Below are 15,234 nucleotides of genomic sequence, written 5' to 3'. Positions count from 1 at the left end.
CCGCGTCCGCGTCACCGGCTTCAAGTCTCTTCCGCGATGCACGGCGGCCCGCGGTCAGGGCCTCGCCGCAGACGCGGACGTTGCGCTTGCCGAATGCCTCCTCCATGCTGGTCAGGCGGCATGTTGATACTCGTGGAGGGTGCCGCCGAGTCGCGCTCGCCGTCGTATGTCCAGATGGGCGATCCGGTCCGGGTCTTCGACCGGAGCGGGCAGCGAGTGGAGAGGCCGGGCATTCGCAAGACCCTGGTGCGGCCGGCGCTCGTTACAGAACGTCTCGAACTCGCACAGGGCGCGCAGGAGATGGCGCCGGTTCCAGATCAACGTACGGTCCAGCAGCTCTCGCCCGCAGGCCTGCACCCACCGCTCCATGACCGAGTTCACGCGCGGCATCCGGACGCCAGTGAGCACCACCTCGATACCCGCGTCCTTGAGCACCCCGTCGAACGGCCGCGGGAACTTCCCGTCCCCATCCCTGACCAGACAGCGAACCCGGCAGCCGGCGTCCTCAAGGCCCATGACGAGATTCTTCCCAGCCCGAACCACCCAGGACGCGGTCGGGTGCGCGGACGCGCCCAGGATCCGGATCCGGCGGCTCACGTGCTCGATCACGGCGAACACGCACAAGCGGGCCCCGGACAGCGTGACGGCCTCGAAGAAATCGCACGCCCAGAGCGCGTCGGCCCGGGAGCGCAGAAAGTCCGCCCACGTGCTCAAGGCCCGCTCGGGCACCGGGCCGACATCGGCCTCCTTCAAGATTTCCCAGACCGTGGATGCTGCCACCTTCACCCCGAGCACGAGCAGCTCACCGTGCAGGCGCCGACAGCCCCAACCTGGACTTTCCCTCGCCAGGCGCAGCACCAGCGCCCGGACCGAGTCCACGGTGCGGGGCCGGCCTCCCCGCTTCGGCCGGGACCGGGAAGCGTGTCGGCGGACGATGACGTTGCGGTGCCAGCGCAGTACCGTGTCCGGCCGCACCAGCAGCCGCATCCGGCGCAGCACCTCCCGTGGCAGACCATGGAAGAGCGACGCCAAAAACGCCCGGTCGCTCGCGTGGAACCGGACCTGCTGCCCGTTCAGCTGCCGTTCCACAACGCCGATCTGGTGGCGCAAGGCCAGGATCTCGACATCTTTGTCCCGGTCGCTCATCGGCAGCAGTCGCAGCATCGCGAACGCGTTCGTCACACCCAGGTACGCCAGTCTCAGCAGCACGACCGATCATCATGCCGCGCCAACCGGCGCCGTGCGACACCGTCGACTCGATCGGCCTCGACCAACGCCCAAACCCGATCCCACCTGCATGGATGAGGTACTCGGCAAGGGCAGGTCGACGCCATAGCCGCGAAGGAGCCGCGCCAGTTGGCGCTCAGGTCAACGCGACCGACTGGGTCATTTCTCGTCGAGCCGTTCATCGAGGATCTCGGCAGCCCAGGCACGCAACCGTCGGCGCATGTCCTCCACCTGGCCGCCATCGATGCCGTATACCTCGTACTCCCGGTCCGGCCAACGGTCGACCGCTCGCAGCGCTTGGGCGAAGTAACGCGGATCGAACCCGGCGTCGTGCTCCAACGCCAACTCCAGCAGTTGCCCACCCGAGTACCGTCCGGAGGCGAGCGCGGCATTCACGTCGAGGTAATCCCGCGGCGCGGCCCGTCCGAAGAGGGTGGTCACTTTGTTGGCCACGGCGTCATCGGCATGCAGGACCGGACCGATCTCCAACACGGCAGGCGGACGAGCCCTCCAGTCGCACCCGAGCTCCACCTTCGCCGTGCGCCCCTGTCCATCCGCGACCGCGAACCGGGCGAACACCCCACCGGACTTCTCCACCTCAACGGAGAGGCCCTCCGCCCGGTAGGTCGCCGCCACCGCGTCGACGGCCTCGGAGAAAGCCACGGGGTCAGCGATGTCCGTGAACAGGTCGACGTCGTCCGACAGCCGTTCCAGGAACCCGTGCGCCTGGACGGCGTACCCGCCGGCCAGGACGAAGCCGTATCCCGCGGCGGCTCCAAGACCGATACGGGCGAGTCGGGCGTGAAAGGGATCCATGCAGGCGGATCCTACGCAGCCCTGCGGGCCAGTTGCGGGAATCGCCCTTCCCACATCAACCGCACGCGCGGCGGAAGCCACAGCCTCTGCCACACGGCCGAGAGCAGCACCGGGTCAAGGAACTCCCGCAGCTCCCCCACATGCATGGCCTCCCGGATGACCGTCTCATAGAGCATCCGCAGGTCCACATCGTCCGACAGGTCGTAGACACGCTTCGGTGTCCAGTCCAGCGCAGTCGGCAAAACCACCACGCCGGCTGCCGGACCGGCCAGCTCCTCCAGCGTCTCCGGAACCGTGTAGGGCCGGATCTCCGCGTACCGCACCCGAGACTCCATACGCTCAGTATGGCCCCTGCGCGAGAGCTGTCCGCCGGTCGCTGTGGTGTCCGCCCATGACGTCATCGACGCCCGTGTGGAGGGCACCCACCAGGAGCGCGCCCGCCACAGGCTCACCCCTACCGATTGCACCAGCTGAGAGCCCCGGTGCCGCGCCTGTCCCTGGACGTACGGCGCGGAAAGCGGCGCTACCCGCTCGACCTGGACTGGCTTCTGCCCGCCGAGGGGTTCGCCCCTGCGCCTGCCGAAAAAACTCATCCGTCCTGGTGGGGGCTGGTGTACGGGCGGTGTCGAGCGCGGGCGCCTGGGCGGGTTCTCCGGGCACCTGGTGAGTCCCCCCGGCAGGATGATCTGTCGCGCTGCTTCGACTTGCCTATCTGGCTGTGGCGAACGTGTTCGCCCTGCTGCGCCTACTGCCGGCGAGCAACCAGGACAAGGACGCGGAGATCCTCGCGCTGCGTCATCAGATCACCGTGCAGGAACGCCAACTCGGCCGGGAACGGGTGCGGTTCGCCCCGAGTGACCGGGTGCTCCTGGCCGCGCTACTGCACCGGCACCCGCGCGGTGTGCTGCGCCGGGCACGGCTGCTGGTGCGCCCGGACACTGCGCTGCAATGGCACCGTGACCTGCTCTCGCGCCGCCACGCGGCCCGTTCCCGGCCGGGGCGTGCGGGTCGGCCGCGTACAGTGCGCTCCGTCCGTGTCCTGGTGCTGCGTCTGGCCCGGGAGAATCCCGGTTGGGGCTAGTGCGCCGTGTGGCGCTTCGTTGCATTCCCGGTGCAGCCGGGAGGAACTCGGAAGGAGGTTTCTGGGTCGCCTGACTTACCTGGACGCGAAAGCCGAAGGGGACAACAGCATGTCAGGGAAGCGGTGGCCGCTTGGAGGCGTCCAGGGCGGGGTGCCGCGAGACCCGCGTGATATGGCCAAGGCTGGATTGCTTGAAGCCTAATCCCCAGCGATCTCAAAGCTGTCGGTCCGCCGGTACGACGCCTATGACCGGTGGCGCGTCATGTCTGAGCCTGGTATCCCGGCCCGGACACCTTCCGTGGCGTGCAGCGCCGCCCAGTGAGGGCGGTCAAGGGGATGAGTGGGCGGCCTGTGTCGCGCTCGATACGTGCAGCGAAGACGTACCACGGGATCGCCTACGGGGCGCGAGCCCTAGGGCGACGGAGTGCCCGTAGTAGTCGCCGGAGTCACGACCGGCCACGAGGTCCGGGAAAGCCGGAATGAGGGCGAAGGGGCACAGGTGTTCTCGACGTCAAGGACAGGGAGGCATGCGAAATGCAGGGGGCTGAAACTGTGTTGGGCGTCATCCGGGAGCGCGGCAGGCGAGGCCTGCCGCTGGAACGGTTGTACCGGCAGTTGTTCAACAAGGAGTTGTTCCTGGTGGCCTACGGGCGTATCTACTCCAACCGGGGTGCGATGACGCCGGGGGTCACCGCGGAGACGGTGGACGGCATGTCCCTGGCCAAGATCGATGCGATCATCGGCGCGTTACGTTCCGAGTCGTACCGATGGGCTCCGGCCAGAAGGGTGTACATCCCGAAGAAGCACTCTTCCTCGGGTCGGCGCCCGCTCGGCATGCCTCCATGGTCGGACAAGCTCGTTGCGGAAGTGGTGCGCATGCTCCTCGACGCGTACTACGACGTGCGGTTTTCTGACCATTCCCATGGTTTCCGGTCCGGTCGGGGCTGCCACACCGCGCTCGGTGAGGTGTCGCGGCTGTGGACGGGGACACGCTGGTTCATCGAGGGTGACATCCGCGACTGCTTTGGGAGTTTGGATCATTCGGTCATGCTCTCGATTCTGGCGGAGCGCATCCACGATGGCCGGTTTCTCCAGCTGATCGAACGGATGCTTCAGGCTGGGTACTTGGAGGACTTCCGGTGGCATGCCACGCTGTCCGGCGCGCCACAGGGCGGGATCGCTTCGCCCGTCTTATCCAATATCTACCTGGACCGCCTCGATCAGTTCGTTGAACACACGTTGATGCCGGAGTACGAGCGGGGCGAGCGTCGGCGCAAGAACCTCGCATACCACCGCGTGCGGCGCCAGATCCAACGGGCCCGGCAGGGCGGCGACCGGCAGCAGGAGAGGGCCCTGACCCAGACCCTGCGCCGGATGCCGACGCAGGACCCGAACGATCCCGGCTACCGCAGGCTGCGGTACGTACGGTATTGCGACGACTTCCTGCTCGGCTTTGCCGGTCCCAAGTACGAGGCCGAGGAGATCAAGGCCAAGATCGGTACGTTCCTGCGCGATGAGCTCAAGCTGGAACTGTCCGCTTCGAAAACCTTGATCACCCACGCCGCCAGCCAGGCGGCGCACTTCCTCGGCTACGAGATCAGAACCCAGCACGCCGACGCCAAGATCACCGACGGTCGTCGGATGGTCAACGGCACCATCGGCCTGTTCGTGCCCAAGACCGCCATCCGGGAACGGTGTGCCCGGTACTTGAGCAAGGGAGTACCCGCGCAACGCGGCCCGTTGCTGTTCGACGAGGACTTCAGCATCGTCGCCACCTACGGGTCCGAATACCGCGGATACGTCCAGTACTACTTGCTGGCCCAGGACGTCCATCGTCTGGGCCGACTGCGCTGGGTCATGGAGACCTCCATGCTCAAGACCCTGGCCGCGAAGCACTCCTCCACCGTCACCACGATGGCCCGCAAGTACAAGACGCGGATCGCCAGCGACGACGGGACGAGGGTCTGCTTCCAGGTCACGGTCCCGCGCGAGGGCAGGAAGCCGCTGGTCGCCCGCTTCGGCGGGATCCCCCTCAAACGACAGCCCACCGCGATCATCAACGACCGGAAACCTCCCCAGGCCACCACCCAGGGCAACGAGTTGATCCACCGGCTCCTTGCCGAACGGTGCGAGCTCTGCGAGTCACGCACGCAGCTACACGTTCACCACGTGCGCAAGCTCGCCGATCTCGACAAGCCCGGCAGGCCCGAACGACCAACGTGGGTACGCCTGATGGCCAAACGCAAACGCAAGACCCTCGTGGTCTGCGCCCGCTGCCACCAGGACATCCACGCCGGACGGGCCACAACAACCACCCGGAAGTAGAGCACTGGAGAGCGGTATGCCGGGAAACTGGCCCGTACCGTTCGGGAAGGGGCCGACGGAAAAGGACCCGAACCACGGGCACCTCGCCGGCGGCCTACTTCACCCGGCGCATCCACGGTGAGCCGCTCCTGGGCGTGCAGGTGGCCGCCTCCACCGTGTGGGAGATCCTGAAGGATGCCGGGATCGACCCGGCACCCGAGCGGGATTCCATGAGTTCTCGCCAGGGACAGGGACACTTTTGATCCGCCGTCAGAGGGTCAGGATTCGAGCAACGCCGAGATTGTTACACCGGAGGGATCCGGGGCGCGGCGTACCAATGTGATTTCGGTCGGTCTGGGCCGGTCTCTGCTGAGAATGCCTAGGACGACAGGCTCCAGCCCGAGCTTCAAGGTGGCGTTTTGTAGGGTCTCGCGCAGGTACGGATGCGCTGTGAAGTATGTGTTGCTCTCTACGTAGGTACCGACAGCGTCCTCAGAGGGTTCGGGGCCATCATCGATGGTGTAGTCGATGATCAGTCCCACTTCGACCTCGGCGAGGGCCCCCTCGTCTGCGTCACGCAGTACCACGACTTGATTGACACGAACAGCAAAGCGAGGGGGCTCAAACAGCACCTCGCACGGGCCGCCTTCGATCTGGATGCTGTGGACGTCGAATGGTGGGTCTTCCATGCTCTCCGCGCGCAGCCGCTGGACCCGGACATTCGTGAGGTGGAGTCTGCTGTGGAGGGCAGCGACCTGCTGCGAAAGGTCGTCTTGCAAAGTCTCTACGCCTCCGTCGCTGTCAACAGAACTCACTGCTGTCCGCCAGAAACCGTGAAGCGCCGTGCTGCCGGACTCGACGAGGGGCCCTCTTCCAAAACCGCAGCCACTGTTGCAAGGATCCGGGGAACGCCAGCAGTCACCACAGGTTGCCAGGGCGGCTGCCGGCGCTCTTGGAGAAGAGCATTGAGGCGCGCCACCTGCGGCACGGTGAGATAGACGGTGCCGGGTTCCAGATCGAGATGGTAGTGGATCTTGAACCAGGTCAGCACCTCGGGCCATGCCCAGATCTTGGTCGTGTTGCGCCCCTGCCCCACCTGGGCACGGGGTGACGGGAATGGCTCGCCAGCAGTGCGCCTCTTACCTGCTGCCCACAGTCGCACGGCCTCGTGGCTCAGGCCGGCACGCATGGCGATGTCGCCCAGAGAAACGAACTGCTCATCGACACGCTCTACGGATGCCTGCGGTAGGACACGCTTGATGCTGCGCGCCGCGGCAGCTGCGGCCGCCACGGGGTCAGCCGCCGAAGTATAGAACGTGGCAATCACCTGTCCCCCCGTCTCGTGCCACCCAAAGTCCGACAGGCTGAGAGCAAGCTGCTCGGTTGTCTCGTCGTCGTCCAAGCTGACATTGCGGACAACCAGCGGAATGTGCGTCTCCACGGAGCACCCCCTCCTCCTTGAATAACCATACCCACCTGTTGGACATCTCCAACAGGTTAAGCAGAAGAAGAACCGTTTGCATCCCAGCCCTGCCCAAGTTGACTGGAGAGGTCTGTCACACGTGCTCTGACCTGGTCGATTCTCACCTGGAGAACATCGTCGGAATTTTTGACTGGAAGGTCATCAGCGAGCTGCTGGGCCTCGTCGGCATGGGCTGAGGCATTGATGATCAATGCCTCGACCTGCACCTCAGTGGGCGGACAGCCCAGCTCACTGCCTTCCGGCAGCACCTCGAACGCCGCAACAACCAGCCGGTTACTGTCCTCTTCTCGCGACAACGCTTGGGCCAGTTTCTCGGCCTCATCAGCAGCAGTGACAGCACTGAGGAGCAGCTCTTCCGCCTCAGCCATCTTGCCCGACGCCCGCAGGCACCGGCTCGCTGCCTCCAGCAGCGCTTCCGCGCGGTCTAGCAGCTCAACCACCCTGAGGAGAATCCGTCCGGACTCTGCGGCTGCGGGGTGATCGCAGCGCTGGATGGTCCTGCGCGCCGTCAGAGCTGCGGACTCTCCGCCGGTACCCGAACTGAAGATGAGGATCCTGCACGGCTTGTCCATTTCCGGGTCACACACGATACGGCCCCAGGCGTGCCCCTCGACTATCTGCAAATGCCACTCCGCAGACCGTGCCAGGTCGATGGTTTCCCTCCACCACGGCTTCGGATGTCTGGGCCACTGCTCATGCGGCTGGTACCAGTGGCTCACCGTGTTCCTCCGTCCCCCGCCTCGCCCCTAGCGGCCGCGCCCCGCACGACAGCCCCGCTACTCCCCCGAGAGCGCAAGCACTTGGGTTGACGGCCCCGCAAGAGGCCGTTTTATTGCGCCACCCACAGTAGCAGAGGAATCACACGCAGGGTTGCGCACTGGATGCGTATGATTCCTTCATGGGTGACATCACGGCTGCCGAGATCCGAGCCGCACGCGAGGCACGAGGATGGGACCAGGCAGAACTGGCCCGTCGGCTCGGCATCGGCCAGCAGACGGTGAGCCGCTGGGAACGCGGACAGACCTCACCAAGAGGTGAACACCTCCAGCTCCTGCGCGCGACGCTGGGCATCGACGGTACCGCCACACCTGAACGCCGCCCTCTTCTGGAGGAACTGCCCTTCAACCGCCTCGACGCCTACCAGTTCGAGGCTTTCTGCGACGCGTTGGCCTCGCGGCTGTATCCGGGCGCCCAAGAGGTCCTGCGGTACGGGGTCAGCGGAGACAAGCAGCACGGCATCGACATCCGCGTGGTCACGGCCGATGGGGAACGCATCGGCATCCAGTGCAAAAAGTACGAGAAGTTCCAGCCTGCGTCGTTCACGAAAGCGGTAGCGGGACTCGACCGCGCCCGAGCTCGCGTCGACCGCTGTGTCCTCTTCCTGTCCACGCACGCGACCGCAGCGGTGGTGAGAGCCTGCGACAAGCTGGACGAGTGGACGATCTGGGACTCGCGCGTCCTGTCCCGTGAGGTCAGCAAGCTCCCCCAAGACCAGGCACTCACGTTGCTTGACCGCTTCTTCCCGGACATGCGGGAGGAGTTTTTGGGGGTACGGAACCCCAGCGTCTGGCAGACCGCGGACGAGGCATTCCCGATCTCCCTGCCCAGCCCTGTGTACTCCCACGAGTTCCAGCTCGTCGGCCGGACCGCCCTCCTGGAAGCCATGACCGCATTCGTTGCCAGCAGCGAGGGGCCACGGATCGGCGTCCTGACCGGTGTCGCGGGACAGGGAAAGAGCCGTCTGCTGTGCCAGCTCGCACGTGAACACGGTGCCGGCCACGGGCGGAGCATCCGCGTACTGCAGCCCGGCCCGTTCGCTCCGGACGAATTCGAGCGCCTGCCGACCGGTGATCGACTGCTCGTGTTGATCGAGGACGCTCACGAGAGGCCGGATGATCTCGCCCGGGTAGTGACCGGAGTGCTTCGAGCACGGCCCCGGGCCCGCCTGGTAATCGCGACCAGGCCCTACGGCAGGCATGTGGTCGAGCAGGCACTTCGCGCCGCCAAGGTGGACGAGAGTGAGATTCCGAGGTGGGAGCTGTCGGCCCTGCACAGCGACGAGGCACTCGTGCTGTCCTCCGAGATTCTCGGTGAAGGTCAGGAACACGCCGCCCGCGTGCTTGCAAACGTGGCCGCCGACTCGCCGTTGCTCCTCGTGAATGCCGCGACCGCCGTACGACGAGGCAGGCTGGACATCAGTGCCTTGCAACGCAGTACCGACGTGCATCGGCTACTCCTCGACGTGTTCGTCCAGTCCGCCTTGTCTCAGTCGCAGCAGCCCGATGACGATCGGGCTCTGCTCCATGCCATAGCAGCCCTGCAGCCCGTCGCCACCGACGTACCCCAATTTCAGAACGCGCTGTCCGGCATCCTGCAGATGCCATTCTCCAGGATCAACCCTCGGCTCCTGGGCCTGGAAAGCACAGGTATCGTCGTGCGGCGCAGCGCCTCCGTACGCATTTCCCCTGACCTGCTCGGCGACGTCCTCTTTGCCGAGGCAGCTGTCAATCCGCGCGACGGCTCCCCCACGCGGTACCTCAGGCAGGTCCGCGAACACGCCGACGGTGACGCGCTGGCGAACGCCCTCCTCAACGCCGGCCGCGTCGACTGGCTGTGGAACGGTATGGGCTCCCGCCACGGGCGCGTCCTCGACCCCTTGTGGGCCGTTTACGAGGACGAGTTCAAACGAGGTGGTGCCTATACCCGTACAGCGCTCCTGCGTCTCCTAGTGAAGATTGCTCCCTTCCAGCCCCAGCGAGCCCTCACATTGACGCGATGGGCCCTGGACCACCCGACGGCCGAGGACGAACGGCCGAGCGACATCGACTGGATGCCCGGCAAATACAGCCAGGCCGACGTCCTTCGCGAAGCACCACGTGTCCTAGAGGCAGTAGCCGTCGATCTGGACCATCTGCGCAGCGTGTACGACCTCTTGTGGTCCATGGGCCGGAACGACGAACGGCCGCTCAACCAGAACCCGGACGCGCCCCTGCGTGTTCTCCTCGACCTGGCCTCGTACGTCCCGGGCAAGCCGCTGGAGTATCAGGAGATCCTGCTCGACGCGGTGTCGGACTGGGTGGAAGAGGCCCCGCCGAATCCCGCGAACCGTATGCCCCTCGCACTGCTCGATCCGCTGTTCTCGAACACGGCGGAGGGGCGAACAATGGAAGGCTGGACCCTCACGCTCAGCCGTTACCCGGTCCGGGCGGAGGCAGTGGCGCCGATCAGGCGACGCGCGGCCGAAACCCTGCTCGACCAATACACATCCAGGCATGAAGGGCGGGCAGCTGTGGCCGCCGCGTCCCTGGAAGAAGTCCTTCGCTACCAGCGCGAAGAATTCGAGCCGTACAACATCGAGTTTCTCCGTGAACTGGCAGCCCGGGTTGCCGCCACGCAGCCGCGTCCTCTCGTGTCGCTCGCGACCCGGCGCTCACTGAGCTGGACCGTACAGCACGGTCCAACTCAGATGCGGCAGGCGGCGCAGTCAGTGGTCGACGCATTGCCGGACAGCACTGAACACCAGCTAGCGCTCCTCCTCCACACAGGAACCTACGACGAATCACTGCTGCCTCGGTATGAAGACACCGAATGCCTGGCGAACGTCCAACATCACTGGGCGGCACTGCGCCACAAGGCCGTCGGCGAGTTGAGGAAGCGGACTGCTGGCCAGGCGGCCGACCTGCTCGTATCGCTGGTGGAAGCCGGCCACAGGGCGCTGGCCAGCCACTCAGAGGGAGTCCACACAGTACTCAAGGAAGCTCTGGGGAGATTCCCCGACCTCGTCCCCGCCCTTCTCGACCGGCTCGCCCGCGCAGAGGAGGAAACTGCCCGTGCGATGCTGCCCTCAGTGCTGCACGCATCGTTCGAACAGAACGTGCCCCGCACCGTGGACACATGCCGTGTGCTCGTTGCCGACGGGGGAACTGTGGGAGTCCGGGCAGTCGCCGAGACTCTCCAGAAGCACATCCCGGAACCCTCCGTGCAGGAGGCCGGAGCACTGGCACTCGCCCGCGCCCTGGCCAGCCACCCTGACCCCACGGTGCGCGCGGGAGTCCTCGGCATGGCCGTGTCCATGCTGCACACCTCGAAGGACACGGCTCTGAACCTGCTCACCTCTGTGCCGTTCGGCGAGACGGGAGCGGTGCCCTATCGCCTCTGGTGGGCCTTCACGATGGACGGCCTCTTGTCCTGGGAACAGCTCACGGACAGCCAGCGCGACTACTTTCTGGCCCAGTTGACTGCCCTTCCGACACTGAGTGATCACACGGTGCAGCAGTTCGTGGCTCACCTCGCCGAGTCCGACTCGGAAGCCGCAGTCAGGCTCCTGCGCGCACGGATCGAGCGCTGGGAGGAGGACCCCACCAGGAAGCCCTTCGATCCCCTGCCTCACCAGTGGAGTGTTCCGCCCCCCTTGTCCAGCAGTCCTGCACGGCTTGGCCTCATGCGATCGGTGCGGAACTGGCTGGCACAACCTCGCGAGAACGCATGGTGCCGTGAACTGCGCGCACCGGAGCTCTTCTGGCTGCTAGCCGGCCCTGCAGACGAGTTGGTCCTCAGTCTCCTCCTCGAGCCGTACCAGGAAGGGGACGGCGGGCTCGCGTATGCCGCCGCCCCACTCCTGGCCAAGTTGCCCAAAAACATCGTGTGGGAACGGGTGGACTTCGTGGCCGTGTTGTTGAAGACAGCGTCCCGGCTGTCGGACGATCTGTTCCGTCGTACTGTGGGAAAACTGCACGCCGCAATCTTCTCCGGCTTCCGGTTCGGAACTCCCGGCCAACCAGACCCGGAAGACCTCGACATCATCGAACGCGCCCAGCGCATCCGCGCCGGCCTGCCACGGGGCTCTGCCGTCGACCTCTTCTACAAGGCACTCACGGACAGCGCGCAGCACAGCATCGACCGTGCGATCGCCGACGACCTCAACGACCGCTGACCGCTCCGCCGTAGATGTGTGCTTCGCGTCCGTCAGTGCGGGGCTTCGGCGCCGCCGCCCGGCCGACCTGTGCCAGGACCCGCTCGTGCAGTGCGGCCCATCCGTCCGCGGGCAGGGATACCGGGCTGCCGGTGAGGGTGTACCACTCATCGGCGTCCATGTACTGGATCGCGATGCCGACGCGGCCGTCGGGCAGCAGGCGGGTAGCAGCGGTCAGATCGCCAGTGATGATGCCGACCTCGTCCGTCATCGCGCCGCCCTGCCCGGCCTTCACCTCACTGACGAGCTGTTCCTGCGGGGAGTGTGCGTTCATGCTGGGCAGGTACCCAGCATGTCGGTGAGCGCGTCCTTCTCGGCCTAGGTCACCGACAGCTCGTAGTCGGACTTCACCGACACCCAGGCCCGGGCATGAGTGCACCAGTACGCCTGGGACGGCGGCTTCCACTCGTCCGGTCCCTGGTCGCCCTTGCTGCGGTTGGAAGCAGCGGAGACGGCCAGCAGCTGCGGGTGCGTCAGATCGTTCGCGAACGCCTTCCGCTCCTCCTGCGCCCATGCGTCCGCCCCGGACCGCCAACCGTTCGCCAACGGCACCATGTGATCAATGTCAAGTTCAGAGGCGTCCGTGAACGTCTTACCGTCATACACGCTCACACACCGGCCGGACACCGCCCGGCACTCGTCGTCCCGGGTGACGTCCGTGCCGTCACGCTCCAGAACCGTCTCGCGGGTGTTGCAGTTCTCCCCTGCTCCGCCCAGTGCGAGAACTTGTCGCGGCTGTAACCGGACATCGAACCGTGCGGCGCCACCTTCAGCTCCGCCCTGGCCTGCTCGGCCGTCGGCACACCCGGCAGCGTGCCCGTGTCGGCGGCCTCGCCGCCCGGCACCCAGGCCGAGGGCGAGGCGGACGGCTTGGCATCACTCGCCTGAGGCGCCGCCGGATCGTCGATGGCCGTATAACCGGCCACCGCGATTACGGCCACGGCCGCCAAGCCCCGCCCCCACCAATACTACTGACGCCCCATGACCTGCCGTTTCCTCCCGCCGGTGACCATACGAGCCGCAGCGTACCCGCCGGGGCCACCCGCCCAGCCACCACAACGCACCGCTCACCTCAACCGGGCAGGGCGGGCACCGGGCGCGCCCGCCCCGTGTGCTGCGAAAGCGAGCGAAACCTCCCCCGGCCCCAGCACGACGCCGCGTGACGATCGGGCTCTGGCTCATCCGAACCTGGGCGGAACCCGGAGCCGCACCGGATCGTCCTGGCCGTCCCACACGACCCGGATCACGGAGGGGATCGGTGCCTCCATAGAGCCGGCCATCATGAACCGGTAGACATTGCCTGCTTCGACTGTGAGCCCTGACGGCCACTCGTCCATCGCATCGGCCCCATCGACGCACCGCACATTCACAGCATCTGCGGTGCCGGAATTCACCAGCTCCCAGACGGCCTTGTTCCGGTGCTCGATGCGCAGCGCGGCACGAGGCCGGTTCGCCTCCTCTTCGGCAGCCCGCCGCTCAGCGGCTTCGCGCCTCTGATCTGCCAGCGTCGCCTCCGCGACATGAGCCGATCGCTCCGCAGCATCGCTGGACCGGCGTGCCTCCACCACGGACGCCTGTGCTGCGTCAGCCGATGTCGCAGATGCCTCAGCCGATCGCCTGCTGTGCTTGACCGACACGAGGCTGACGGCAAAGGCCGCCAGCCCGAGGCCTGCTCCCACCCACCCGGGTACGTCTCCCATGTCCATAGCCGGACGATACGCATGAGGTCTGACAGCCCTCATGCCTCTGTGGCCAACCAGCCCCTGGTCGGCCACAGACTCCTGTTCCTCCTCCCGTTCGCCCCGGACCGCTGACGCCCGCCGCAGGCCTGCGGGACGCCCAACCAGCCGAACCGGACGTCCGCTTCGCACGGACCCAGCTGCTCAGCACTGTCGCCGACAGCCGGAGCGGGAGATACTTGGACCCTAAGAGGTAGGTGCTGCACAAGCTGGATGGCGACCGCGTGTCCGGCCGGGGCATGGTCCAGGCCCCGGACCGCTCCGAAAGGGCTGCGGATACACCCGCCCCCGGCGAGGCCCATCAGCAGACAGGGCTGTTGCAAAGTCTGACGAATTTGAATCCTTGCTGGTCAGGTCAGTCCGAGGAGATCGAGTGGACGGCGGAAGGGCTCGTAGGACATCGCGCGGATCCGGGCGGCGATGTTGGCGTGGCCTGCCGCCCGTAGGACGTTGATCGCGAAGCTGCGGAGCGTGGCCATGTTCTGCGGCCCGTACCCGGTGCGGATCTTCGAGGCGTCTTCGGCGAAGGTGGTGTCGCGGACGAAGTGGAGCCTGTTCTCGATCATCCACTGGGAACGGGTCAGTTGCCCGAGCCGCTGAGGGGATGCCTGGCGGGCTGTCAGGTCGGTGAGCGCGTAGACGGTTTGCCGGGTGACCTTGCAGGTCCTGATGCCGGTGCGGTGGCGCAGGACCTTCACGGCCTGGACCGCGTGGGGAAAGTCCAGGCCGAGCTCGGTGACCGTCAAGGCCCTGGTCGCCCTCGTCCCCTTGCGGCCGTGCCCCGTCTCGCGGTCGTAGCGCCGGGCGGCGGCATGCTTCCACGGCAGTGCCCTCAACTGCCGAAACAACCCGGGCTGGTTGGCCTTGACCACCAGCAGATAGTGCGCCTGCTTCTCCTCCACCAGGAACCGGGCGTGGGCGCGCTGAGTGTGCAGTGCGTCGGCGGTCACCGTCACGCCCGCCAGGTCGAACGGCTCCAACAGGGCGGCGAAACAGGTGATCTCGTTGGTCTTGTCCGGCACCCGCAGCTGGGTGACCGTCTGCCCGGCACCGGTCATCGCGGCCAGCAGGTGCGCGGCCGGGCCGGTGACGGTGCGCGAGCCCCGGGCACTCTTGCCGTCCACCGCGAGGGTGCCGGCCCCGGCCGGATCGGTGCCGAGCAGGTCGGCGAGCCCGCCCGGGCAGACCGCATTCAGGACGCGGCGCACGGTCGCCGCGCTCGGCGCGACGCGGACGCTGAACACCGTGGCCACGCGGGCACCGAGCCGGACGAGGGCCGCCTGCGGGACCGACTTGGCCCACTGGCCGATCACCGTGAACGAGCGGGCCCCGGCCAGTACGGCAGAGCAGGCGATCAGCAGCATGCTCACGAACGAGTGACGCCTCCCGCGCCGGTGACGCGGATCGGCCAGCGTGACCAGCCGCTGCGACAGATGCGGGAGCGCGCGGTGCTGGCGCGAGGGCGACTTGATCAGGCAGACACTGGCAGACTGACGGCACATCGAAGCTCCGGTTGGACGTGATCGTCCCGCGTTCCGTGTAGTCGTGCGTCAGGCGCAGCAGCCGCTCGATCGTGTGGTCGACGTGGGCCAGTGTCTCCACCACGTGGAGT

At 66.7% G+C, this 15,234-nt stretch carries 12 protein-coding genes and 1 pseudogene; 3 read left to right on the top strand and 10 right to left on the bottom strand.

From position 1 onward, the window contains the following. Positions 1–111 precede the first annotated feature (111 nt). The 3 genes from ACH4TV_RS48190 to ACH4TV_RS48180 all read right to left on the bottom strand — a co-directional run bounded on the left by ACH4TV_RS48190 (position 112) and on the right by ACH4TV_RS48180 (position 2,378). Positions 112–1,209 carry a helix-turn-helix domain-containing protein gene (locus ACH4TV_RS48190; protein ID WP_398407844.1) on the bottom strand — a complete coding sequence of 366 codons (1,098 nt, stop codon included), beginning with the start codon at positions 1,207–1,209 and terminating at the stop codon, positions 112–114. 177 nt (positions 1,210–1,386) lie between these two features. Further along, a complete protein-coding gene (locus ACH4TV_RS48185; RefSeq protein ID WP_398407843.1) occupies positions 1,387–2,043 on the bottom strand; it encodes a nucleotidyl transferase AbiEii/AbiGii toxin family protein in 657 nt (218 codons plus the stop codon). Between the two features lie 11 nt (positions 2,044–2,054). Further along, positions 2,055–2,378 (bottom strand): hypothetical protein, encoded by a 324-nt coding sequence (locus tag ACH4TV_RS48180; protein WP_398407842.1) that lies wholly within the window; start codon positions 2,376–2,378, stop codon positions 2,055–2,057. A gap of 383 nt (positions 2,379–2,761) precedes the next feature. Here ACH4TV_RS48180 and ACH4TV_RS48175 point away from each other — a divergent pair, with 383 nt between their 5' ends. Together ACH4TV_RS48175 and ACH4TV_RS48170 are read left to right on the top strand one after the other, a co-directional pair. Next, positions 2,762–3,124 carry a hypothetical protein gene (locus tag ACH4TV_RS48175; RefSeq protein WP_398407841.1) on the top strand — a complete coding sequence of 121 codons (363 nt, stop codon included), beginning with the start codon at positions 2,762–2,764 and terminating at the stop codon, positions 3,122–3,124. Positions 3,125–3,658: 534 nt separating this feature from the next. Beyond that, the gene (locus ACH4TV_RS48170) at positions 3,659–5,449 is read left to right on the top strand and encodes a reverse transcriptase domain-containing protein (RefSeq protein WP_398407840.1); all 1,791 of its coding nucleotides are present in this window, start codon (positions 3,659–3,661) and stop codon (positions 5,447–5,449) included. 257 nt (positions 5,450–5,706) lie between these two features. On the opposite strand, the gene ACH4TV_RS48165 is transcribed toward ACH4TV_RS48170, so the two are convergent. Genes ACH4TV_RS48165 through ACH4TV_RS48155 form a run of 3 tightly spaced genes read right to left on the bottom strand, consistent with a single transcriptional unit; the run spans position 5,707 to position 7,630 of the window. After that, entirely contained in the window at positions 5,707–6,243 is a 537-nt protein-coding gene (locus ACH4TV_RS48165) for a hypothetical protein (protein ID WP_398407839.1), read from the bottom strand. Further along, a complete protein-coding gene (locus ACH4TV_RS48160; protein ID WP_398407838.1) occupies positions 6,240–6,869 on the bottom strand; it encodes a hypothetical protein in 630 nt (209 codons plus the stop codon). The genes ACH4TV_RS48165 and ACH4TV_RS48160 overlap by 4 nt, the downstream gene beginning before the upstream one ends. A gap of 56 nt (positions 6,870–6,925) precedes the next feature. Beyond that, positions 6,926–7,630 (bottom strand): hypothetical protein, encoded by a 705-nt coding sequence (locus ACH4TV_RS48155; RefSeq protein WP_398407837.1) that lies wholly within the window; start codon positions 7,628–7,630, stop codon positions 6,926–6,928. A gap of 179 nt (positions 7,631–7,809) precedes the next feature. On the opposite strand from ACH4TV_RS48155, the gene ACH4TV_RS48150 reads away from it, so the two are divergent. Beyond that, positions 7,810–11,844 carry a helix-turn-helix domain-containing protein gene (locus ACH4TV_RS48150; RefSeq protein WP_398407836.1) on the top strand — a complete coding sequence of 1,345 codons (4,035 nt, stop codon included), beginning with the start codon at positions 7,810–7,812 and terminating at the stop codon, positions 11,842–11,844. On the opposite strand, the gene ACH4TV_RS48145 is transcribed toward ACH4TV_RS48150, so the two are convergent. The 4 genes and pseudogenes from ACH4TV_RS48145 to ACH4TV_RS48130 form a co-directional block, all read right to left on the bottom strand. After that, complete coding sequence (locus ACH4TV_RS48145; protein WP_398407835.1) at positions 11,831–12,157, bottom strand: hypothetical protein; 327 nt, start codon at positions 12,155–12,157, stop codon at positions 11,831–11,833. The genes ACH4TV_RS48150 and ACH4TV_RS48145 overlap by 14 nt on opposite strands. Positions 12,158–12,201: 44 nt before the next feature. Next, positions 12,202–12,815, bottom strand: a pseudogene (locus tag ACH4TV_RS48140) (DUF1524 domain-containing protein). A gap of 246 nt (positions 12,816–13,061) precedes the next feature. Further along, the gene (locus ACH4TV_RS48135) at positions 13,062–13,589 is read right to left on the bottom strand and encodes a hypothetical protein (protein ID WP_398407834.1); all 528 of its coding nucleotides are present in this window, start codon (positions 13,587–13,589) and stop codon (positions 13,062–13,064) included. Positions 13,590–13,972: 383 nt separating this feature from the next. Continuing rightward, positions 13,973–15,124, bottom strand: coding sequence for an ISAs1 family transposase (locus tag ACH4TV_RS48130; protein ID WP_398407833.1), 1,152 nt, complete (start codon positions 15,122–15,124; stop codon positions 13,973–13,975). Positions 15,125–15,234: the final 110 nt, after the last annotated feature.

Origin of the sequence: Streptomyces sp. NPDC020898, assembly GCF_044333925.1 — a bacterium.
GTDB lineage: Bacteria > Actinomycetota > Actinomycetes > Streptomycetales > Streptomycetaceae > Streptomyces.
This window is presented reverse-complemented; position numbering and strand designations above follow the sequence as displayed.